Origin of the sequence: Actinoplanes flavus, from assembly GCF_017592555.1 — a bacterium.
Taxonomy (GTDB): Bacteria; Actinomycetota; Actinomycetes; order Mycobacteriales; family Micromonosporaceae; genus Actinoplanes; species Actinoplanes flavus.
Map to the genome: position 1 here is coordinate 63928 of NZ_JAGFNS010000024.1, position 22041 is coordinate 85968.

At 71.8% G+C, this 22041-nt stretch carries 16 protein-coding genes; all 16 read left to right on the forward strand.

The window, feature by feature from the left end:
• The first annotated feature begins 14 nt into the window (after positions 1-14).
• The 16 genes from J5X75_RS30735 (at position 15) to J5X75_RS30810 (ending at position 22006) form a co-directional block, all read left to right on the forward strand.
• On the forward strand, positions 15-1541 hold the full coding sequence (locus J5X75_RS30735) for a sugar ABC transporter ATP-binding protein (protein WP_208471038.1): 1527 nt from the start codon (positions 15-17) through the stop codon (positions 1539-1541).
• Positions 1542-1642: 101 nt separating this feature from the next.
• Positions 1643-2614, forward strand: coding sequence for an ABC transporter permease (locus tag J5X75_RS30740; protein WP_307798365.1), 972 nt, complete (start codon positions 1643-1645; stop codon positions 2612-2614).
• A 99-nt stretch (positions 2615-2713) separates the two neighbouring features.
• Positions 2714-3769, forward strand: a complete 1056-nt coding sequence (locus J5X75_RS30745) for a substrate-binding domain-containing protein (RefSeq protein WP_208471040.1) — start codon at positions 2714-2716, stop codon at positions 3767-3769.
• Positions 3770-3822: 53 nt separating this feature from the next.
• Entirely contained in the window at positions 3823-5004 is a 1182-nt protein-coding gene (locus tag J5X75_RS30750) for a Gfo/Idh/MocA family protein (protein WP_208471109.1), read from the forward strand.
• A gap of 210 nt (positions 5005-5214) precedes the next feature.
• Positions 5215-6450 carry an inositol-3-phosphate synthase gene (locus J5X75_RS30755; protein WP_208471041.1) on the forward strand — a complete coding sequence of 412 codons (1236 nt, stop codon included), beginning with the start codon at positions 5215-5217 and terminating at the stop codon, positions 6448-6450.
• Complete coding sequence (locus J5X75_RS30760) at positions 6447-7289, forward strand: SCO3242 family prenyltransferase (RefSeq protein WP_208471042.1); 843 nt, start codon at positions 6447-6449, stop codon at positions 7287-7289. Before J5X75_RS30755 ends, J5X75_RS30760 begins: the two co-directional genes overlap by 4 nt.
• Positions 7286-8626, forward strand: coding sequence for an EboA domain-containing protein (locus J5X75_RS46155; RefSeq protein WP_307798359.1), 1341 nt, complete (start codon positions 7286-7288; stop codon positions 8624-8626). The genes J5X75_RS30760 and J5X75_RS46155 overlap by 4 nt, the downstream gene beginning before the upstream one ends.
• A 21-nt stretch (positions 8627-8647) precedes the next feature.
• Positions 8648-9499: a TatD family hydrolase gene (locus J5X75_RS30770; RefSeq protein WP_208471043.1), complete on the forward strand. Its 852-nt coding sequence runs from the start codon at positions 8648-8650 to the stop codon at positions 9497-9499.
• Positions 9499-10614, forward strand: coding sequence for a metabolite traffic protein EboE (eboE, locus tag J5X75_RS30775; RefSeq protein ID WP_208471044.1), 1116 nt, complete (start codon positions 9499-9501; stop codon positions 10612-10614). The genes J5X75_RS30770 and eboE overlap by 1 nt, the downstream gene beginning before the upstream one ends.
• The gene (locus J5X75_RS30780; protein ID WP_208471045.1) at positions 10611-11945 is read left to right on the forward strand and encodes an alkaline phosphatase family protein; all 1335 of its coding nucleotides are present in this window, start codon (positions 10611-10613) and stop codon (positions 11943-11945) included. The genes eboE and J5X75_RS30780 overlap by 4 nt, the downstream gene beginning before the upstream one ends.
• 11 nt (positions 11946-11956) lie before the next feature.
• Positions 11957-12994 carry a polyprenyl synthetase family protein gene (locus tag J5X75_RS30785; protein WP_208471046.1) on the forward strand — a complete coding sequence of 346 codons (1038 nt, stop codon included), beginning with the start codon at positions 11957-11959 and terminating at the stop codon, positions 12992-12994.
• 117 nt (positions 12995-13111) lie between these two features.
• Entirely contained in the window at positions 13112-15910 is a 2799-nt protein-coding gene (locus tag J5X75_RS30790; RefSeq protein WP_208471047.1) for a PQQ-dependent sugar dehydrogenase, read from the forward strand.
• 11 nt (positions 15911-15921) lie between these two features.
• A complete protein-coding gene (locus J5X75_RS30795) occupies positions 15922-17610 on the forward strand; it encodes a ThuA domain-containing protein (protein ID WP_208471048.1) in 1689 nt (562 codons plus the stop codon).
• Between the two features lie 177 nt (positions 17611-17787).
• Positions 17788-18795, forward strand: a complete 1008-nt coding sequence (locus tag J5X75_RS30800; RefSeq protein ID WP_208471049.1) for a sugar phosphate isomerase/epimerase family protein — start codon at positions 17788-17790, stop codon at positions 18793-18795.
• Positions 18796-19029: 234 nt separating this feature from the next.
• A complete protein-coding gene (locus J5X75_RS30805; protein WP_208471050.1) occupies positions 19030-19944 on the forward strand; it encodes a sugar phosphate isomerase/epimerase family protein in 915 nt (304 codons plus the stop codon).
• Between the two features lies 1 nt (position 19945).
• The gene (locus J5X75_RS30810; RefSeq protein ID WP_208471051.1) at positions 19946-22006 is read left to right on the forward strand and encodes a PQQ-dependent sugar dehydrogenase; all 2061 of its coding nucleotides are present in this window, start codon (positions 19946-19948) and stop codon (positions 22004-22006) included.
• The last annotated feature ends 35 nt before the right edge of the window (positions 22007-22041 follow it).

The following is a 22041-nucleotide window of genomic DNA, read 5'->3' on the forward strand; positions in this document are numbered from 1 at the left end:
GCGGAGGTGACGGCATGAGCGAGCCGGACGTGGTGCTGCGGCTGACCGATCTGGTCAAGACGTTCCCCGGCGTGCGAGCCCTCGACGGGGTGCAGCTGGAGGTGCGGGCCGGTGAGGTGCACTGCCTGCTCGGGCAGAACGGCGCCGGCAAGTCCACCCTGATCAAGGTGCTGTCCGGGGTGCACCGGCCGGACGCCGGCACGGTCGAATGGCTCGGCCAGCCGGCCGCGTTCGCCAACCCGCAGGCCGCCATGAAGGCCGGCATCGCCACCATCTACCAGGAACTCGACCTGGTCGACGACCTGTCGGTGGCGGAGAACGTGTTCCTCGGCCACGAGCCGCGCCGGCTGGGGTTCATCCGGCGGGGCGCGATGGCCGACCGGACCCGGCGGATCCTCGGGTCGCTCGGCCACGAGGAGATCCCGGCCCGCCGGATGGTCCACGCGTTGCAGGCCGCCGGGAAGCAGGTGGTCAGCATGGCGCGGGCACTGTCCCAGGAGGCCAAGCTGCTGATCATGGACGAGCCCAGCGCGGTGCTCGCCCACGACGAGGTGGAGAACCTCTTCCGGATCATCCGCAGCCTCACCGCCCAGGGCATCGCCGTCATCTACATCTCGCACCGGCTGGAGGAGATCCGGGAGATCGGCGACCGGGTCACCGTTCTCAAGGACGGCCGGACCACGGCCGCGAACCTGTCGGCGAAGGACACCCCGACCAGCGAGCTGGTCAGCCGGATGACCGGCCGGACCATCGAGTACGTGTTCCCGCCCCGCCCGCAGGAGCCGCCACGGGGCGAGGAGCTGTTGCGGGTCGACGGCCTGAGCCGGGCCGGCGAGTTCCGCGACGTCTCGCTCACCGTCGCCGCCGGGGAGATCGTCGGCATCGCCGGACTGGTCGGATCCGGCCGTTCCGAACTGCTCGAAACCGTCTACGGCGCGCGCCGGGCCGACACCGGCACCGTCACGCTCGGTGGGCGCAAGCTGCGGCCCGGGAACGTCGGATCGGCCGTTCGAGCCGGTATGGGCATGGCCCCCGAGGAGCGCAAGAGCCAGGCGCTGCTGCTCGGCGAGCCGATCTACCGCAACATGACGCTGGCGACGTTCAGCGGCCTGGCCCGGCTCGGCTTCACCGACGCCGGGCGCGAACGGGCCGAGACCGACCGGATCGCCGCGTCGCTGGACCTTCGCCCGCGTGACGTACGCCGGCCGGTGGGCACGTTGTCCGGCGGCAACCAGCAGAAGGTCGTGGTCGGGCGCTGGCTGCTCGGCGACACCCGCCTGTTGCTGCTCGACGAGCCGACCCGCGGCGTCGACGTCGGCGCGCGGGCCGAGCTCTACCGGGTGATCCGCCGGCTCGCCTCGGAAGGGGTGGGCGTGCTGCTGGTCTCCAGCGAGGTGCCCGAGGTGCTCGGTCTGTCCGACCGCGTGCTGGTGATGCGCGAGGGCCGGGTGGTACGCCAGGCGCCCTCTCACGAACTCGACGAAGACACGGTGCTCGACCTCGTGATGGCGGGGTCGTTGATGGAAGGGACGCCAGCGTGACGCTCAGTGAAGGCACCGGTCTGGCGGTGCCCGGCGCCGCCACGGAACCACCGGGCGGAGCCGCGCAGAAGCGGTCGTGGGCCGGGGAGTCCAGCGAGTCGGTGGTCCGCAACCTGGTTCTGGTCGGTGTGCTCGTCGCGCTGATCGTCATCGGCGCCGTCACCCAGCCGGAGCTCTACAGCGACTCCACCTGGGTGTGGAACAACATGGTGTCCATCCTGCAGCTGGCGTCGGTCGTCGGCGTGGTCACGGTCGGGATGACGTTCGTCATCATCGGCGGCGGGATCGACCTCTCGGTCGGGGCGATCGTGGCCCTGGCCGGGGTGTGGTGCACGACGCTGGCCACCCAGTCGTACGGCACCATCGGCATGATCTTCACGGCGATCGTGGTGGGCGTGTCCGTCGGCCTGATCAACGGGGTGCTCATCTCGTACGGGCGTCTGGTGCCCTTCATCGCCACCCTGGCGATGCTGGTGTCGGCCCGCGGCCTGGCCGCGGCGATCTCCGGCAAGCAGACGCAGATCTCCTCGAACGCCTTCATCAACAGTCTCGCCAGCGACCGGGTCCTGGGCGTCCCGCTGCTGGTCTACATCCTCGCCGTCGTCGCGGTGGCCGGCTGGGTGCTGCTGAACCGCACCACGTTCGGCCGGCGCACGGTGGCGGTCGGCGGCAACGCGGAGGCCGCGCGCCTGGCCGGCATCGACGTCAAACGGCACACCATGCTGCTCTACGGGCTGTCCGGCCTGTGCTGCGGCATCGCCGCGATCATGCTGACGTCGCAGGCGACGTCCGCGCAGGCGGCCATGGGCAACCTGTACGAGCTGGACGCCATCGCCGCCGCGATCATCGGGGGCACGCTGCTCAGCGGGGGACGGGGCACGATCGTCGGTTCCATCCTGGGTGTGCTCATCTTCGCGACGATCACCAATCTGTTCGCCATCAACGGTCTCTCCACCGAGGCCCAGAACATGGTGAAGGGCGGCATCATCGTCGCCGCGGTCCTGGTCCAGCAGTTCCGCTTCAAGTCCGTCACGCAGTTCATCGCCCGGAACCGGGCCACCACCACCAGCTGAATTCCGCTTCTTCCGCGAGGTGACCGTCCGTCGGACGGCCGCCGGGTCTCGCACACCCTTCACACCCCCGTCCTTCGAGACGAGACATAGGAGATGGCCATGGAAAAGACGAACTCCGACCTGTCGCGGCGCAGGCTGCTCTTCGGCGGCGCCGCGGTGGGTGCGGGAGCCCTTCTCACCGCGTGCACCAGCAACGAAGCGGCGCCGACCACGGCGCAGACCAAGGACACCGGTGACGCACAGGGCAACGCGGCGCCGGGTCAGAAGGTCGTCATCGGCTTCTCCGCCCCCGCGGCCGACCACGGGTGGATCGCGGCCATCACCAACAACGCCAAGGCGCAGGCCCAGGCCTACTCGGACGTCGAGTTCAAGTCGGTGGAGGCGGGCGCGGACGCCGCCGCCCAGCGTGCGGCGCTGTCCACGCTGATCGGCCAGAAACCCACCGTCATCGTGCTGCTGCCGCACGACGGCAAGGAGCTCAACTCGTTCGGTCTCGAGGCGATGGCCGCCGGCATCCCGGTGGTCAACCTGGACCGCGCCTTCCCCGACGCCCGCGCCTACCGGACGCAGATCAAGGGCGACAACTACGGCATGGGTGTGGCCGCGGCCGACTACATCATCACCCAGATGAAGGTGAAGGGCGTCACCGCTCCGGTCATCGGCGAGATCGCCGGCATGGACGAGCTGGAGCTGACCCAGGAACGGTCCAAGGGCTTCAGCGACACGCTGGCGGCGGCCGGGTTCAAGGTGGCCAACCGTCGTGCGGCCCGGTTCACCGTCGACTCCGGCCAGCAGGAGGCGGCGCAGCTGCTGCAGGCGCTGCCGAAGATGGACGCGCTCTGGAACCACGACGACGACCAGGGCGTCGGCGTGCTGGCCGCGATCAACCAGGCCGGCCGCAGCGAGTTCATCATGGTCGGCGGCGCCGGCTCCAAGCAGGCGATCGAGACGATCCAGGCCGACAACACGGTGCTCAAGGCGACGGTCACCTACAGCCCGTCGATGGCCTCGTCGGCCATCTCGCTGGCCCGGTTGATCGGCCAGAACAAGGGCATGTCCGACCTGGTGGAACTCCAGGTGCCCAAGGACATCGTGCTGGCCTCGGAGACCATCACGAAGGGGAACGCGAGCGCCTACGCGAAGCTCGGGTTCTGACCGCGTACGGGGGGAGACCCATCTTGTCCACGCAATCGCAACTGCGGGTCGGCATGGTCGGCTACGCGTTCATGGGCGCCGCGCACTCACAGGCGTGGCGCACCGTGAACCGCGTGTTCGACCTGCCCCTGCACGCCCGGATGACGGCGGTCTGCGGCCGTGACGAGGCGAACGTCGCCGCGGCGGCGGCCCGGCTCGGCTGGGAGCAGCACACCACCGACTGGCGGTCACTGGTGTCCCGCGACGACATCGACCTGATCGACATCTGTACGCCCGGGGACAGCCACGCCGAGATCGCGATCGCGGCCCTCGCCGCCGGTAAACACGTCCTCTGCGAGAAGCCGCTGGCCAACACGATCGACGAGGCCCGGCAGATGGCCGCCGCCGCGGAACGGGGCGCGGCGGCCGGCGTCCGGTCGATGTGCGGATTCAACTACCGGCGGGTGCCCGCGGTCGCGCTGATGCGGCGGATGGTGGCCGACGGGCGGATCGGCGACATCCGGCACATCCGCGCCGCCTACCTCCAGGACTGGATCACCGATCCCCAGTTCCCGCTGGTCTGGCGGTTGCAGAAGGACAAGGCGGGCTCCGGTGCGCTCGGGGACATCGGGGCGCACATCATCGACCTCACCCAGTTCGTCACCGGTCAGCGCATCACCGGGGTGACCGCGCTGACCGAGACGTTCGTCAAGGAACGGCCGCTGCCGCAGGCCTCCAGCGGGCTCAGCGCGGCGGCCGGGGACGGCAACGGCACGGTCGCTACCGGGCTGGTGACCGTCGACGACGCCGCGCTGTTCCTGGCCCGGCTCGACGGGGGCGCGATCGCCACCTACGAGGCCACCCGGTTCGCGACCGGCCGCAAGAACGGGCTGCGCGTGGAGATCAACGGATCGCTGGGGTCGATCGCGTTCGACTTCGAGCGGATGAACGAGCTGGAGTTCTACGACGCCGCCGAACCGTCCACCGAGCAGGGCTTCACCACGATCCTGGTGACCGAACCGGATCACCCGTACCTGTCCGCGTGGTGGCCGCCCGGCCACGGGATCGGATACGAGCACTCCTTCACCCACCAGGCCCGCGACCTGATCGAGGCGATCGCCACCGGCGCCGACCCGGCGCCGTCGTTCACCGACGCCCTCCAGGTCCAGCTGGTGCTGGACGCCGTCCTCCGCTCGGCCGGCAGCGGCTCCGGCTGGACGGACGTCGAGCCGATCCTCGCGGAGGTGGCCGCCTGACCCCTGCGCAATGACCGGGCTCTTCCACCACCCGCGAGGGTCCGGACACGGTGCGCCCCGTGTCCGGACGGGTGGCGGGAGAGGCGACCGCCATCCGGCGCGGCACGGACGGGATTCCCGCGCCGCGCCGGGTGACCCCTTGAACGGCAGGCGGAGCCGGAACGCCGCACCGGTTCCGCCTGCCCGCCCGCCAACGAATTCGGAGGAGTCATGTCCCTGGGTGTCTGGCTGGTCGGCGGTCGCGGCAGCGTCGCGGTCACCAGCATTGTCGGAGCACTGGCCATGCGCGCCGGTCTGGCCGCGCCGACCGGGTGCGTCACCGAGCTGCCGGGCCTGAGCAGCGCCGCCCTTCCCGGTTTCGGTGATCTCGTCTTCGGCGGTCACGATCCGTCCACCGTGCCGCTGACCAAGCGGGCCGAGGCCCTGGCCGACGCCGGGGTCGTCCCGGCGCGCCTGGTCGCCGCCGTGCAGGCCGACCTGGCCGCGGTGGACGCCCGCATCCGCCCGCTGCCGGCCGGCCGGACCCAGGCGGCGACGGCCGGCCTCATCATCGCCGACCTGGCGGAGTTCCGGGAACGCCACCGGCTGGACCGGGTCGTGGTGGTGAACGTCGCCTCCACCGAGCCGGTCGCCGAGCCGGATCCGGCGCACGCCGAACTGGGCCTGCTGGAGGCCGCCCTCGCCGCGGGACGGCCGGCGTTGCCGCCGAGCGCGCTGTTCGCCTACGCGGCACTGCGGGCCGGCTGCTCGTACGTCGACTTCACCCCGTCCACCGGCGCGCGGCTGCCCGCCCTCGACGAACTGGCCCGGGGGCAGGGGCTGCCGTACGCCGGCCGCGACGGCAAGACCGGGGAGACCCTGCTCAAGTCGGTGCTGGCGCCGATGTTCGCCCAGCGCAACCTGGACGTGCTCACCTGGTCCGGCATCAACCTGCTCGGCGGCGGCGACGGGGCCAACCTCGCCGACCCGGCCGCCAACGACGCCAAGAGCGCGAGCAAGCAGCGGGTCCTGCGGGAGACGCTGGGCGAGCAGCCTCAGGGCACGGTCCGGATCGAGTACGTCGAGGACATCGGCAACTTCAAGACCGCCTGGGACCTGGTCACCTTCGCCGGTTTCCTCGGCACCCGGATGCGCCTGGAGTTCACCTGGCACGGCTGCGACTCGGCCCTGGCCGCCCCGCTCGTGCTGGACCTGGCCCGGCTGACCGGCGCCGCACACGCCGCCGGGCGCTCCGGGGCCCTCACCGAGCTGGCGTTCTTCTTCAAGGACCCACCGGGCGACGTCCCGCACGGCCTGGCCGACCAGTTCCGGATGCTCACCGCGTTCGTCGCCGGCCTCGACCGGGCACCCGGCGAGACCGACGGCACCGAGCGGCAGCCGGCGCGAGATGATCAGCCGGCCGCGGGCGAGGGCCGGGAGGGCATGCCCGAGGAAGCACTGCCGTGACCGGCTGGCGGGATCTGGCCGAGCTGGTACGCGCGCCCGCCGCCCTGTCGGTGCCCGGTGACGTGATCGCCGGAGCGGCCGCGGCCGGCACCCTGCGCCCGCGGACCCTGGCGCTGGCCGGGGCGTCCGTCTGCCTCTACTGGGCGGGCATGGCCGCGAACGACTGGGCGGACCGGGAGATCGACGCGGTCGAGCGGCCGGCCCGGCCCATCCCGTCCGGCCGGGTCCGGCCCGGTGCCGCCCTGGGTGTCGCCGCGGCGCTGACCGGCGCGGGAGTCGCGATCGCCGCGCTCGCCGGGGGCCGGCGGGCCGCCACGGTCGCGGTTCCGCTGGCCGGTGCGGTCTGGGCGTACGACCTGGTGGCCAAGCAGACCGCCGCCGGACCGGCGGTGATGGCCGCCTGCCGCGGGCTCGACGTGCTGCTCGGCGCCGCTTCGGGGCGGCGGCGGGCGGCGCTTCCGGCGGCCGCCACGGTCGCCGCGCACACGTACCTGATCACGCTGTTGTCCCGCCGTGAGACGACCGGCGCGACCGTCACGCTGCCCGCCTCCACCCTGGCCGGCACCGCGGTCGTCGCGGGCGCCGCCGCCTCCCGGACGGCGACCGTCTCCGGGTTGCTCTCGGCCTGGTACGCGGCCCGTTTCGGCGCCGCCCAGCAACGCGCCCTGGCCAGCCCGGACGCGGCGACGTTGCAGGGGGCGGTGACGGCCGGGATCACCGCGTTCCCGGCGTTGCAGGGCGCCCTGACCGCCCGGGCCGGCCGTCCCGCGGCGGGCGTGGCGGTGGCCGGCGCCGCGCTGCTGGCCGGCCCGCTGGCACGGAAGGTGAGCCCGACATGAGCGGCCTGCGGTTCGGTTACGGCACCAACGGGTTCGCCAACCACCGGCTCGACGACGCGCTCGCGGTGATCGCCGACCTGGGGTACGAGGGGGTGGCGCTCACCCTCGACCACGACCACCTCGATCCGTTCGCGGACGGTCTGGCCCGCCGGGTCGCCGCGCTGTCGGCGCGGCTGTCGTCGCTCGGCCTGTCGGTGGTGATCGAGACCGGCGCCCGGTACCTGCTCGATCCGTGGCGCAAGCACGCGCCGACCCTGCTCGACGACGACCGCGAGCCGCGGCTGGAGTTCCTGGCTCGGGCCGTCGACATCGGCGCGGACCTCGGCGCCGAGGCGGTGTCGTTCTGGGCCGGGGTGCGTCCCGCCACGGTCGGCGAGTCCACCGCCTGGGACCGGCTCGTCGACGGCTGCGCGCAGATCGTGGAGGTGGCGCGGCGGCGCGGCGTGACCCTCGGCTTCGAGCCGGAGCCGGGGATGCTCGTGCCGGACATCGCCGGCTGGCGGCGGCTGCACGCCGACCTCGGCGCCCCGGCCGAATTCGGCATCACCCTGGACATCGGGCACTGCCGCTGCCTGGAGCCGATCCCGGTGCCCGACTGCGTCACGGCGGTGGCCGAACACCTGGTCAACGTCCAGATCGACGACATGCGGCGCGACGTCCACGAGCACCTCGAATTCGGCCACGGGGAGATCGATTTCCCGCCGGTGCTGGCGGCGCTGTCCGCCGCCGGGTACGCCGGTCTGGTCGCCGTGGAGCTGCCCCGGCACTCGCACGCCGCACCGACGGTGGCGGCCCGGTCCCTGGAGTTCCTGCGGGCCGCGCGGAACTCCTGGCTCGCCGACGCCGTCGCGAGGGTCCGCGCGGATCCGCCGTCGATCGTGCGCCTGTTCGCGCAGGCGGGCCGCCGATGCCGTCCCGGGGAGGGCGCGCGGGCCCGGTTGCTGCGCGCGCTGCCACCGGAGACGGTGCCGCACTGGGTCGACGACCTCTACCGGCACGGCGACGCGGCCGAGAAACTGGCTGTCCTGGAGGCGCTGCCGGAGCTGCCGCTCGGCGGGGAGGCGGTGCCGCTGCTGCACGACGCGTTACGGACCAACGACACCCGCCTGATCACGGCCGCGCTCGGCCCGTACGCCCGGCATCTCGATCAGCACGCGTGGCGGCACGCCGTCCTGAAATGCGTCTTCCTCGGCGTACCCCTGAAGAACGTCGACCACCTGGACCAACGTGCCGACCGTGAGCTGGCCGCGATGATCTCCGCTCTGCACGCGGAGCGTGCGGCGGCCGGGCGTGAGCTGCCGGCGGACGCGCACCGCCTGCTCGACCGCATCCCCTGATCCCATCCCCTGGGAGGTCCCGTGCGAATCTTCGACCCGCATATCCACATGACCTCACGCACCACCGACGACTACGAGCGCATGGCCGAGGCCGGGGTCCGCGCCGTCGTCGAACCGGCCTTCTGGCTGGGCCAGCCACGCACCAACCCCGGCTCGTTCGCCGACTACTTCGACTCCCTCGTCGGATGGGAGCCGTTCCGGGCCGCCCAGTTCGGCATCCGCCACCACGCCACCATCGCCCTGAACCCGAAGGAGGCCAACGACCCCCGCTGCCGGCCGGTGCTCGACCTGATCCCGCGCTACCTCGACAAGGACTCGGTGGTGGCGGTCGGCGAGATCGGGTACGACGCGATGACACCGGAGGAGGACGAGGCGTTCGCCGTGCAGCTGGCGCTGGCCGTCGAGTACGAGCTCCCGGCACTCGTGCACACCCCGCACCGGGACAAGGCGCAGGGCGTGAAACGAACCCTCGACGTGGTGCGGGAGAGCGGTATCCCACCCGGCCGGGTGCTCGTCGACCACCTCAACGAGGTGACCGTCGGCGACGTGCGGGACACCGGCTGCTGGATGGGCTTCTCGATCTATCCGGACACGAAGATGTCGCCACCGCGGATGGTGGAGATCCTGCGCTCGCACGGCCTGGACCGGATGCTGGTGAACTCGGCCGCCGACTGGGGCCGCTCGGACCCGCTGCTGACCCGGCGCACCGGCGAGGCGATGCTGGCGGCCGGATTCAGCGACGACGACGTGGACCGGGTGCTGTGGCGCAACCCGGTGGCGTTCTACAGCCTGTCCGGGCGCCTCGACCTGAGCGACACCGGCGACACCGGTCCGCTGTTCGAGGGCAGCTCGATCCTGCGAGGGGGCAGCTGATGCGGGTCCACCGTCCGGACGGCCGGCCGGTCCATCTCAGCTACTGCACCAACGTGCACCCGGCCGAGGACCTGTCCGGCATCATCGGCCAGCTCGACACCTACGCCGTCGCGGTGCGGGAGCGGCTCGGCGCCGACGTGCTGGGGCTCGGCCTGTGGCTGGCCGCGCCGGTGGCGGCCGTGCTCGCCGAGGACGGCGAGGCGCGCCGTGGGCTGCGCCGGGAACTCGACGTGCGCGGTCTGGAGGTGGTCACCCTCAACGGGTTCCCGTACGAGGCGTTCCAGGCGCCGGTCGTCAAACACGCCGTCTACCGGCCCGACTGGACCACCCCGGAACGGCTGGACCACACCCTGAACCTGGCCCGGATCCTGGTCGATCTGCTGCCCGCCGACGCCGACCGGGGTTCGGTGTCGACGCTGCCGCTGGCCTGGCGGGAGCCGTGGCCGGCCGAGCGGCGCGACGCCGCCCGGCGGATGCTGGACCGGCTCGCCGAGGGACTGTCCGAGATCGCCTGGCAGACCGGCCGGGTGGTCCGGGTGGCGTTCGAACCGGAGCCCGGCTGCGTCGCCGAGACCAGCGCGCAGGCCGTCGACATGCTGGCCGGCACGGACACCGACCGGCTCGGCGTCTGCCTCGACCTGGCCCACCTGGCGTGCGCCTGGGAGGAGCCGAAAGCCGCGGTGGACCGGCTGGCCGCGGCCGGGATCCCGATCGTCAAGGTGCAGGTGTCGGCCGCGCTGGAGGTCGCCGACCCGGTCGCGGCCCGGCCGGTGCTCCAGCGGTACGCCGAACCCCGGTTCCTGCACCAGACCCGGACCGCCGCCGGGCACGCCTGCGACGACCTCGACCTCGCCCTCGCCGAGAACCCGCCCGGCCCGTGGCGCATCCATTTCCACGTGCCGCTGCACGCGCCACCGGCGCCACCGCTGACCGCCACCACACCGCTGCTGCGGGACGCGCTGGCCGTCGTGGACTGCGACCACTTCGACGTGGAGACCTACACCTGGGACGTCCTGCCGGCCGGGCAGCGGCCCACCTCACCCGCGGAACTGGCCGACGGCATCGCCGGTGAGCTCGCCTGGACCCGCGACCAGCTGACCGGAGCGCGCGCATGACGAAACTCGTGGTCCTCGACGTGGTCGGGCTGACCCCGCGCCTGCTGGAACACATGCCCCGGCTGCGGGCGATCGGCGCCGTCAACCGGCTCGACCCGGTGCTCCCGGCCGTCACGTGCAGCGTGCAGGCCAGCCTGCTGACGGGGGAGACCCCGGCCGGGCACGGGATCGTCGGCAACGGCTGGTACTTCCGGGATCTGGGCGAGGTGCTGCTGTGGCGCCAGCACCACGCCCTGGTCGGCGGGGAGAAGGTGTGGCAGGCCGCCCGGAAGCGGTTCCCCGGCTACACGGTCGCCAACATCTGCTGGTGGTACGCCATGGGCGCGGACGTCAACTGGACCATCACCCCGAGACCGATCTACTACGCGGACGGGCGCAAGGAACCGGACTGCTACACCGACCCGCCGGAGTTGCACGACGAGCTGGACACCTTCCCGCTGTTCAGCTATTGGGGGCCGGGCGCCGGTATCGCCTCGTCGAAGTGGATCTGCCGGGCCGCCGAGCACGTGATGGCCGCCCACGACCCCGATCTGACGTTGGTGTACGTCCCACATCTGGACTACGACCTGCAACGGTACGGCCCGGACGACCCGCGTGCGGCGGCCGCGGCGGCCGAGCTGGACGAGGTGCTCGGCCCGCTGCTGGACGCCGCGCGGGCCCGCGGGGCGACGATCGTGGCGCTGTCGGAGTACGGCATCACCCCGGTGCGCCGGCCGGTCGACGTGAACCGGCGGCTGCGCGAGAAGGGCCTGTTGCGGGTCCACACGCAGGCCGGCATGGAGTACCTGGACCCGTGGACGTCCCGGGCGTTCGCCGTCGCCGACCACCAGATCGCCCACGTGTACGTGCGGGACCCGGCGGACGTGCCGGTGGTGGCGGCGCTGCTCGACGATCTGCCGGGCGTCGCCGAGGTGCGCGACGGCCTGGGCCACGAACGCTCCGGTGAGCTGGTGCTGGTCGCCGAACCGGACGCGTGGTTCACCTACTACTACTGGCTCGACGACGCCCGCGCCCCGGACTTCGCCCGGCTGGTGGACATCCACCGCAAGCCCGGCTACGACCCGGCCGAGCTGTTCCTCGATCCCGCCGGGCCGGCGTCCGCGAAGCGCCGGGCGGCCGTCGCGCTGGCCCGCAAGAAGCTCGGCATGCGGTACCTGATGCGGGTGGTCGGCCTGGACGCCGGCGCGCGGGCGGTCCGCGGCTCGCACGGGCGCCTGCCGGACCGCGCCGAGGACGCCCCGGTCCTGCTCTGCTCGGACCCGGCCGGGGCGGTCGGCCGGATCGCCGCCACCGAGGTGAAGAGCCTGCTGTTGCGTCTGGCCGAGCGGTAGGGGAGGGGACCGTGACACTGCGGGCCCGTTTCGACGCCCGGCTCGCCGACTTCCTCGCCGCGCAGGGCCCGCAGTGGCCCGAGGGAGCGCCACGGGGGCTGTTCAGCACACTGCAACGGTTCCTGCTGTCCGGCGGTAAGCGGCTGCGGCCGATGTTCTGCTACTGGGGCTGGTGCGGCGCCGGCGGCGACGACGATCCGGGCATCGTCACCGCGGCCGCCGCGCTGGAGATCTTCCACGCCTTCGCGCTGATCCACGACGACATCATGGACGGCAGCGAGCGGCGCCGTGGCGAGCCGTCGGTGCACGCGCTCTTCGCCGATCTGCACAGCCGGTCGTCGTGGCGCGGCGACGCCGCGAGCTACGGGCGCAACTCCGCGCTGCTCTGCGGTGACCTGTGCGCGGTCTGGGCGGATCAGATGTTCCAGAGCTGCGGGCTGAGCGACGAGCAGGTGAGCCGGGGGTACGCGGTCTTCGGCGCCATGCGCACCGAGGTGATCGCGGGCCAGTACCTCGACCTGGTCTCCGGGGTCGGCGACGGCTCGACGGCCAGCGCCCTGACCGTGATCCGGCTCAAGGCGGCCCGCTACACGGTGACCCGGCCGTTGCAGATCGGCGCGGCCCTGGCCGGCGCCGGGAACGGCCTGCTGGAGACGTTCGCCGCGTTCGGTGATCCGCTCGGCGACGCCTTCCAGTTGCGGGACGACGTGCTCGGGGTGTTCGGCGATCCGGCGGTGACCGGCAAGCCGGTGCTGGACGACCTGCGTGAGGGCAAGCGCACGGTGCTGATGGGGCTGGCCCGCGAGGCGGCCGGCCACCGGCAGGCGGCCCGGATCCGGGCGCTGCTGGGCAGCCCGGATCTGGACGAGGCCGGTGCGGCCGAGCTGCGCCGGATCATCGTCGACACCGGCGCGCTGGACGGCGTCGAACGGCTGATCAAGCTGAGGGTGGAGTCCGCCCTGGCGGCGCTGGCCGGTTCGGGGGTGCCGCCGGAGGTCGCGGACCGGCTGACGGCGCTGGCACACGAGACAGTTCACCGTCAGCGTTGAAAAGTTGTGTACGTAGTGACAAAAGTCGATGGCTTCTTTACTGTTTCGGGCAGGTGACGTCGGCGGCGCGACCACCCATTCCTCACGTTCCCCAAGCTCCGAAGGGATGGCCGCACCATGCCCGTTTCGTCCCGCCGCCGATGGTGGACCGCCGGCTCCGTCGCCGCGCTGATCCTCGCGACCGGCCCGGCCCCAGCCCAGGCGCACCCGGTCGACCCAGCCGACTTCCAGCAGGTCACCCTCGCCAAGGGGGAGCCCGAGGTCGGCGAGCCGATGAGCCTCGCCGTGCTGCCGGACCGCTCCGTGCTGCACACCGCCCGCAACGGCACGCTGCGCCGCACCGACGCCGCCGGCAACACCGCCGTCGTCGGCACCCTCGCGGTCTACACCCACGACGAGGAGGGGTTGCAGGGCGTGGGCGTCGACCCCGGCTTCGCCACCAACCGGTTCATCTACCTCTACTACGCCCCGCCGCTGAGCACCCCGGCCGGCGACGCGCCGGACACCGGCAGCGACTTCTCCGCCTTCAACGGCGTGAACCGTCTCTCCCGCTTCACCCTCACCGCCGACTGGAAGCTCAGCGCCGAGCGCACCGTCCTCGACGTGCCGGCCACCCGCGGCATCTGCTGCCACGTCGGCGGCGACATCGACTTCGACGCGGCCGGCAACCTCTACCTGTCCACCGGCGACGACAGCAACCCGTTCCAGTCCGACGGTTACACGCCGATCGACGAGCGGGCCAACCGCAATCCGGCCTTCGACGCCCAGCGCAGCGCGGGCAACACCAACGACCTGCGCGGCAAGATCCTGCGGATCAAGGTCAACGCCGACGGTACGTACAGCTCGCCGGCCGGGAACATGTTCGCCCCCGGCACGGCCGGCACCCGCCCGGAGATCTACGCGATGGGGTTCCGCAACCCGTTCCGGATGACCGTCGACAAGGCCACCGGCGTGGTCTACGTCGGCGACTACGGGCCGGACGCGGGATCGTCGTCCACGCGCGGCCCGAGCGGCCAGGTCGAGTTCAACCGGATCACCGCGCCCGGCAACTACGGCTGGCCGTACTGCACCGGCACCAACACCGCCGCCGAGACGTACGCCGACGTCGACTTCGCCACCGGCGCCGTCGGCGCCAAGTTCGGCTGCGCGGCCGGGCCGGTCAACAACTCGCCCCGCAACACCGGCCTCGGCACGCTGCCGGCGGCCAAGACCTCCTGGATCCGGTACGGCGGGGACGCCGGCACCCCACCGGAGTTCGGTGGCGGCTCGGAATCGCCGATGGGCGGCCCGGTCTACCGGTACAACGCGGCCAACCCGTCCACCACGAAGTTCCCGCAGTCCCTGGACGGGCACTTCTTCGCCGCCGAGTTCGGCCGCGGCTGGATCAAGCCGATCCACGTCGGCGCCGACGGTTCGGTCGGCGAGATCTCGTCGTTCACCTGGAACGGCAAGCAGGTGATGGACCTCGCGTTCGGGCCGGACGGCGCGCTCTACGTGCTCGACTACGGCACCGGCTACTTCAACGGCGACGAGAACTCGGCGCTGTACCGGTACGACTACGTCGGTGGCGGCAACCGGGCCCCGACCGCGGTGGCGAACGCCAACCAGACCTCCGGCCAGGCGCCGCTGACCGTGCAGTTCTCCTCGGCCGGCTCCACCGACCCGGAGGGCGGGGCGCTGACCTACCGGTGGGACTTCGGCGACGGCGGCAGCTCCACGGCGGCCAACCCGTCGCACACGTTCACGGCCAACGGCGCCTACGACGTGAAACTCACCGTCACCGACCCGCAGGGCGCCACCGGCAGCGACAACGTGCAGGTCGGCGTCGGCAACACCGCCCCCACGGTACGCATCGGCGCGCCCGGTGACGGGCGGGTGTTCTCCTTCGGCGACACCGTCGCCTACGCGGTGACCGTCACCGACCCGGAGGACGCCACGATCGACTGCGCCAAGGTCAAGATGACCTATGTGCTCGGCCACGACCAGCACGGCCACCAGATCACCTCGAAGACCGGCTGCACCGGCACGCTCACCATCCCGGTCGACGGCGAGCACGACACCGCGGCGAACATCTTCGCCGTGTTCGACGCCGAGTACACCGACGCCGGCGGCCTGACCACGCACGCCCAGCACACCCTGCAACCCGCGCACCGGCAGGCCGAGCACTACAAGACCTCCGCCGGGGTGGCCCCGATGAACAAGCCGGAGGCCGAGGGCGGCAAGACCGTCGGGGACATCCACAACGGCGACTGGATCGCGTTCCAGCCGTACCAGCTCGGCAACGTGTCCCGCTTCAGCGCCCGGGTCTCGTCGGCCGGGGTGGGCGGCACGATCCAGGTGCGGGCCGGTTCGGCGACCGGAACCGTGCTCGGCTCGGCCGCCGTGCCGGTGACCGGCGGCTGGAACGTCTTCACCGACGTCAGCGGCGCCCTCACCACCCCGCCGGCCGGCACCACCACCCTGTACCTGACGTTCAGCGGCGGCACGGGCGCCCTCTTCGACGTCGACGCGTTCACCCTCGTCAAGGCCCCTACCGGCCCGGTCACCGGCCTCGCCGGCAAGTGCCTGGACGTCAACGGCGGTGGCACCGCCGACGGCACCAAGATCCAACTGTGGACCTGCAACGGCTCCGCCGCGCAGGTCTGGACGGTCGACGGCCAGGTGTGGCGCAACCCGCAGTCGGGCAAGTGCCTCGACGTGGCCGGCGGCGGCACCGCCAACGGCACCAAGGTCCAGCTGTGGACCTGCAACGGCACCGCCGCCCAGAACTGGACCGCGCCGGCCGACAGGACGGTCCGGAACCCGGCCTCCGGCCGATGCCTGGACGTCTCCGAGGTCAAGCCGAACGACGGCCAGCAGATCCACATCTGGGACTGCCTGGGCGCCGCCAACCAACTGTGGAACCTGCCTCAGTGAGGAGAGAACCGATGCTTGCCCGAGCCATCGTCGCCGCGCTGACCACCGTGGCGTGCACCGCCGTGGCGGCGCCCGCCGTCGCCGCCGATCCCGCCTACGACGTCCTCGTGTTCTCCAAGACCGCCGGATTCCGGCACGACTCCATCGCCGCCGGCGTCCAGGCGATCCGCGACCTGGGCGCGGCGAACAACTTCACCGTGACCGCCACCGAGGACGCGACCGCGTTCACCGCCACCAACCTGGCCCGCTTCGAGACGGTCGTCTTCCTCAACACCACCGGCGACGTCCTCGACGCGAACCAGCAGAGCGCCTTCGAGGCGTACATCCGGGGCGGTGGTGGTTTCACCGGCGTCCACGCGGCCGCCGACACCGAGTACGACTGGCCGTTCTACGGCCAGCTCGCCGGCGCCTGGTTCGCCTCCCACCCGGCGGTCCAGCCGGCGACCGTCAAGGTCGAGGACCGGGCGCACGCGGCCACCGCCCACCTGCCGCAGTCCTGGACACGCACCGACGAGTGGTACGACTACCGCACCAACGCCCGCAGCACCGCCCACGTGCTGGCCACCCTCGACGAGAGCTCCTACTCGGGCGGCACGATGGGCGCCGACCACCCGCACGCCTGGTGCAAGACCCTCGACGCGGGCCGGTCGTTCTACACCGGCGGCGGGCACACCGCGTCGGCGTACAGCGAGCCGGCGTTTCGGGCGCACCTGCTCGGCGGCATCCGCTACACCGCCAGACGAACCCACGCCGACTGCCGCCCGGAAACCGGCTACACCCCGCTCTACAACGGCTCCACCAGCGGCTGGTCGCAGGCCGGTCCCGGCGCCTTCACCAGCGCCGACGCCACCCTGACATCCACCGGCGGGATGGGCCTGTACTGGTACTCGGCCAAGCAGTTCACCAGCTACTCGCTCAAGCTCGACTGGCGGCTGGCCGGGGACGACAACACCGGCGTCTTCCTCGGGTTCCCGCCGTCGAGCGACCCGTGGTCGGCGGTGAACAACGGCTACGAGATCCAGATCGACGCCACCGACGCGGCCGACCGCACCACCGGTTCGGTCTACACCTTCAAGGCCGCCGACATCGCGGCCCGGGACGCGGCGCTCAACCCGCCGGGGGAGTGGAACACCTACGAGATCCGGGTCGAGGGCGAGCGCCTGCAGGTCTTCCTCAACGGCGTCAAGATCAACGACTACACCAACACCGATCCGGTACGGTCGCTGGCCGGCCACATCGGCATCCAGAACCACGGTGACGGCGACGAGGCGTCGTTCCGCAACATCCGGATCAAGGAGCTGGGCGGCCCCGTCGGTGGCACCGGGCCGGTCGTCGGACTGGCCGGCAAGTGCCTGGACGTGAGCAACGGCGGCTCCGCCGACGGCACCAAGGTCCAGCTGTGGACGTGCAACGGCAGCGGCGCCCAGACCTGGCAGGTCAGCGGCCAGGTCTGGCGTAACCCGCAGTCGAACAAGTGCCTGGACGTGTCCGGTGGCGGCACCGCCAACGGCACCCGGGTCCAGCTCTGGACGTGCAACGGCTCCGGCGCCCAGAACTGGGCCGCGCAGTCCGGCGGCACGGTGCGCAACCCGCAGTCGGGCCGGTGCCTGGACGTGTCGCAGAACAGCTCCGCCGACGGCCAGCAGATCCACCTCTGGGACTGTCACACCGGCGCGAACCAGCAGTGGCGTCTTCCCTAGACGTACCACCGCTACTAGGGTGGGTTGCGGCGACCGTGGACACAGCGGTGTCCGGGACGGGAGGCGCAACCCACCCCGGCATACCCGCCGCACCCCGTCCTGACCGCTCGCCCCACTCCGGCTCCTCGCGCCGGGCATCGAATCCCTTTCGAGACACTGCTGCGAGGAAGTGAGAGCATGGCACGACCGATCACCCTGTTCACCGGTCAGTGGGCCGACCTGCCGTTCGACGAGGTGTGCCGGCTGGCCTCCGGCTGGGGTTACGACGGCCTGGAGATCGCCTGCTGGGGCGACCACTTCGAGGTCGACAAGGCGCTCGCCGACGACGGCTACCTCGACCGCAAACGCGAGACCCTGGCCAAGCACAACCTCAAGGTCTTCGCGATCTCCAACCATCTGGTCGGCCAGGCGGTCTGCGACCACCCGATCGACGAACGGCACCGGGACATCCTCCCGGCCCGGATCTGGGGCGACGGCGAACCCGAGGGGGTGCGCCGGCGGGCCGCCGAGGAGATGAAGGACACCGCCCGTGCGGCCGCCAAGCTCGGTGTGCGTACCGTCGTGGGTTTCACCGGGTCGTCGATCTGGCACACGCTGGCCATGTTCCCGCCGGTGCCGCCGTCGATGATCGAGCGTGGCTACGCCGACTTCGCGGACCGCTGGAACCCGATCCTCGACGTCTTCGACGAGGTGGGCGTCCGGTTCGCGCACGAGGTGCATCCCAGCGAGATCGCCTACGACTACTGGACCACCAAGCGCACCCTGGAGGCGATCGGGCACCGGCCCGCGTTCGGCCTCAACTGGGACCCGTCGCACTTCGTCTGGCAGGAGCTGGACCCGGTCAACTTCATCTTCGACTTCGCCGACCGCATCTACCACGTGGACTGCAAGGACGCGAAGGTGCGCACCGGCGACGGCCGGCGTGGGCGGCTCAGCTCCCACCTGCCGTGGGCGGACATGCGGCGCGGTTGGGACTTCGTCTCCACCGGTCACGGTGACGTGCCCTGGGAGGACTGCTTCCGGGCGTTGAACGCGATCGGTTACGACGGCCCGATCTCGATCGAGTGGGAGGACGCCGGCATGGACCGGCTCGTCGGCGCCCCGGAGGCTCTCCAGTTCGTGCGCGGGCTGGCGTTCGACGCGCCGTCGGCGGCGTTCGACGCGGCCTTCTCCTCCCAGCAGTAGCCCCTTTCGGCCTGGTCAGAGCCCCGGCCGGGCGCCCGTGCGCGCCCGGCCTGGACCGCCGTGCCCTTTCGTCCGGGCGAGCGAAAGTTTCATTGATTCATGCGGATGTTTCTCTAGAGACGACTGTGAATACGCGGTAACGTGCGGTACGGAAACCGCTCTGCACGAAAGTTGCCGTCTGCGGGCGCTCCCCGCAGGCCATCCGTGTTCACTGCCGTAACCGGAGGCATCACCATGCACGAGTCACCATCCCGTCCGTCCGCCCTGAGTCGCCGCAACCTGCTGGGCGCGGCGGCCGCGGGTGCCGCCGCCACCGCCATCGGGTCGCCCGCCGCGGCCGGTGGCGGCTCCGCGCACCGGGTGCCGCGCGACCAGATCAGCGTGCAGCTCTACACGCTGCGCAACCAGCTCGCCATCGACCTCGAGGGCAGCTTCGCCGAACTCGCCGAGATCGGCTACACCCGCGTCGAGCACGCCGGATTCGTCGGCCGCACCGCCGCCCAGTTCCGGGCCGCCCTCGACAACGCCGGACTGCGCGCCACCTCCGGCCACGCCGGCATCCCGCAACCGTGGAACGCCGAGACCTGGAAACGGACCCTGGACGACGCCGCCGTGGTCGGCAACAAGTTCATCGTCCACCCGTACTTCGGCACCGGGCCCACCGGGCCGATCCGCGACGCCGCCGTCTACCGGGCCTTCGCCGCCGACCTCAACTCCGCCGGCGAACTGGCCCGCCGGGCCGGGCTCAGCTTCGGCTACCACAACCACCACAACGAGTTCCTGCGCCAGACCGGCACCGAGATCACCGGCTTCGACATCCTCACCGGCGAGACCGACCCCCGCCTGGTGCACCTGGAGGTCGACATCTACTGGGCCTGGCGCGGCGCCGCCGACCCGGTCGACCTGATCGAGCGCAACCGCCGCCGGATCAAGCAGGTGCACGTCAAGGACATGAACGTGAGCAGCGGCTTCGCCGACCCCGGCGACGGCCTGATCGACTTCGAGCGGGTGTTCCGCCGCGCCCACGAGGCCGGCCTCATCGAGTACATCGTGGAACGCGACGACGCCGGCAGCCCACCGCGCACCCCGGAGCAGGCGCTCGACACGGCGCGCGTCGGCTACCAGTACCTCACCGGGCTGAGGTACTGACATGCGACGGCTCGTCACCGGCGCCGCCGCGGCCCTGCTCGCCACCACCCTGGTCACCGGCTTCGGCAACCCGGCCCAGGCCGCCCCGCCGGACACCGACTTCCAGAAGGTCACCCTCAACGACTACCCGGGCGAACCGATGGCGCTGGCCGTCCTGCCCGACAAGCGGGTGCTGCACACCGCCCGCCGCGGTGAGGTGCGCATCCACGAGCCGCGGACCGGCCGCAACGTGCTCGCCGCGACCATCCCGGTCTACCTGCACGACGAGGAGGGCGTGCAGGGGATCGCCGTCGACCCCGACTTCCGCCACAACCACTGGGTGTACGTCTACTACTCACCGGTGCTGAACACACCGGTCGACGACCCGGCCACGCCGAACGTCAACGAGGGCAACGCCCCGGAGAACGGCACCGCCGCCGACTTCGCCCCGTTCCGGGGGCACCTGCAACTGTCCCGGTTCAAGCTGCGCGGCAACACCCTGGACCTGGGCAGCGAACAGAAGATCCTCCAGGTCCCGGTGGACCGGGGCATCTGCTGCCACGTCGGCGGGAAGATCGACTTCGACCGGCACGGCAACCTCTACCTCTCCACCGGCGACGACACCAACCCGTTCGCGTCCAGCGGCTACACCCCGATCGACGAGCGGGCCGGCCGCAACCCCGCGTTCGACGCCCAGCGCAGCTCCGGCAACACCAACGACCTGCGCGGCAAACTCCTGCGCATCACCGTCAAGCCGAACGGGACCTACACGATCCCGCGCGGCAACCTGTTCAAACCGGGCACTCCGAAGACCCGTCCCGAGATCTACGCCATGGGCCTGCGCAACCCGTTCCGCTTCGACGTGGACGAGCGCACCGGCGTCGTCTACCTGGCCGACTATTCGCCGGACGCGCGCAACGCCGACCCGGCGCGCGGACCGGCCGGGCACGGGCGCTGGATGGCGATCGACAAACCCGCCAACTACGGATGGCCGTACTGTGTGGCGCCCGACATGCCGTACGTCGACTACGACTTCGCCACCAGCACCTCCGGGGCGCCGTTCGACTGCGCCCGGCCGGTCAACGCGTCGCCCAACAACACCGGGCTGCGGGACCTGCCGCCGGTGGAGAAGGCGGAGGTCGTCTTCACGTACACGGCCAGCACGCAGTTCCCCGAGCTGGGCACCGGCGGCATCGGGCCGATGGGCGGGCCCGCCTACCAGTACGACCGGCGCAACACCTCGCCGTTCCGGTGGCCGGCCGACTTCGCCGGGAAGCCGCTGTTCTACGAGTGGACCCGCGACTACGTGAAGGCGTTCACGCTGGACCGCCGCAACCAGGTCGCGGCCATCGAGGCGGTGCTGCCGTCGATCGTCTTCGACAACCCGATGGACCTGGAGTTCGGGCCCGACGGCGCGCTCTACGTCCTGGAGTACGGCGACGGCTACTTCGCCGAGAACCCGGAGGCGCAGCTCGCCCGGATCGACTACGCGCCCAAGAACAAGACGCCGATCGTGAAGGCCAGCGGATCACCCACGGTCGGGTCGGCGCCGTTCACGGTGAACTTCACCAGCGCGGGCACCGTCGACCCGGACGGCGACGCCCTCCGGTACGCGTGGGACTTCGACGCCGACGGCGACGTGGACTCGCGCCAGGCCGACGCGTCCCACACGTACACCGAGAACGGTGACTACCGCGCCACGCTCAAGGTCACCGACTCCACCGGACGGTCCGCCTCCGCGGAGTTCCTGCTGCACGTCGGCCCGGTGGCGCCGGCCGTGTCGTTCGTGACACCGACCGAGGACCAGGAGTTCACCTTCGGCGACACCGTCACCTTCCAGGTGAACGTGGTCGACGACCAGCCGGTGAACTGCGCCGACGTGCAGGTGTCCTACATCCTCGGCCACGACGAGCACGGCCACCCGCTGTCGACGACGTCCGGGTGCAGTGGCTCGATCACCACGTTCATCGACCCCGGGCACGCCGGGGCGGAGGGCCTGGTGGCGGTCTTCGTCGCCGAGTACACCGACGGCGACGGCCAGACCGGCTCCGCCGAGGTGGTCCTCACCCCCAGCGGACCCTGATGACCGTGCCCGGCCCTCCCCGGGCCGGGCACGAT

What these genes read in the sequence shown, in the direction of transcription:
- J5X75_RS30735 (WP_208471038.1), top strand. Translation starts at nt 15, where the DNA reads ATGAGCGAGCCGGACGTGGTGCTGCGGCTGACCGATCTGGTCAAGACG.
- J5X75_RS30745 (WP_208471040.1), top strand. Translation starts at nt 2,714, where the DNA reads ATGGAAAAGACGAACTCCGACCTGTCGCGGCGCAGGCTGCTCTTCGGC.
- J5X75_RS30750 (WP_208471109.1), top strand. Translation starts at nt 3,823, where the DNA reads ATGGTCGGCTACGCGTTCATGGGCGCCGCGCACTCACAGGCGTGGCGC.
- J5X75_RS30755 (WP_208471041.1), top strand. Translation starts at nt 5,215, where the DNA reads ATGTCCCTGGGTGTCTGGCTGGTCGGCGGTCGCGGCAGCGTCGCGGTC.
- J5X75_RS46155 (WP_307798359.1), top strand. Translation starts at nt 7,286, where the DNA reads ATGAGCGGCCTGCGGTTCGGTTACGGCACCAACGGGTTCGCCAACCAC.
- eboE (WP_208471044.1), top strand. Translation starts at nt 9,499, where the DNA reads ATGCGGGTCCACCGTCCGGACGGCCGGCCGGTCCATCTCAGCTACTGC.
- J5X75_RS30780 (WP_208471045.1), top strand. Translation starts at nt 10,611, where the DNA reads ATGACGAAACTCGTGGTCCTCGACGTGGTCGGGCTGACCCCGCGCCTG.
- J5X75_RS30790 (WP_208471047.1), top strand. Translation starts at nt 13,112, where the DNA reads ATGCCCGTTTCGTCCCGCCGCCGATGGTGGACCGCCGGCTCCGTCGCC.
- J5X75_RS30795 (WP_208471048.1), top strand. Translation starts at nt 15,922, where the DNA reads ATGCTTGCCCGAGCCATCGTCGCCGCGCTGACCACCGTGGCGTGCACC.
- J5X75_RS30800 (WP_208471049.1), top strand. Translation starts at nt 17,788, where the DNA reads ATGGCACGACCGATCACCCTGTTCACCGGTCAGTGGGCCGACCTGCCG.
- J5X75_RS30805 (WP_208471050.1), top strand. Translation starts at nt 19,030, where the DNA reads ATGCACGAGTCACCATCCCGTCCGTCCGCCCTGAGTCGCCGCAACCTG.
- J5X75_RS30810 (WP_208471051.1), top strand. Translation starts at nt 19,946, where the DNA reads ATGCGACGGCTCGTCACCGGCGCCGCCGCGGCCCTGCTCGCCACCACC.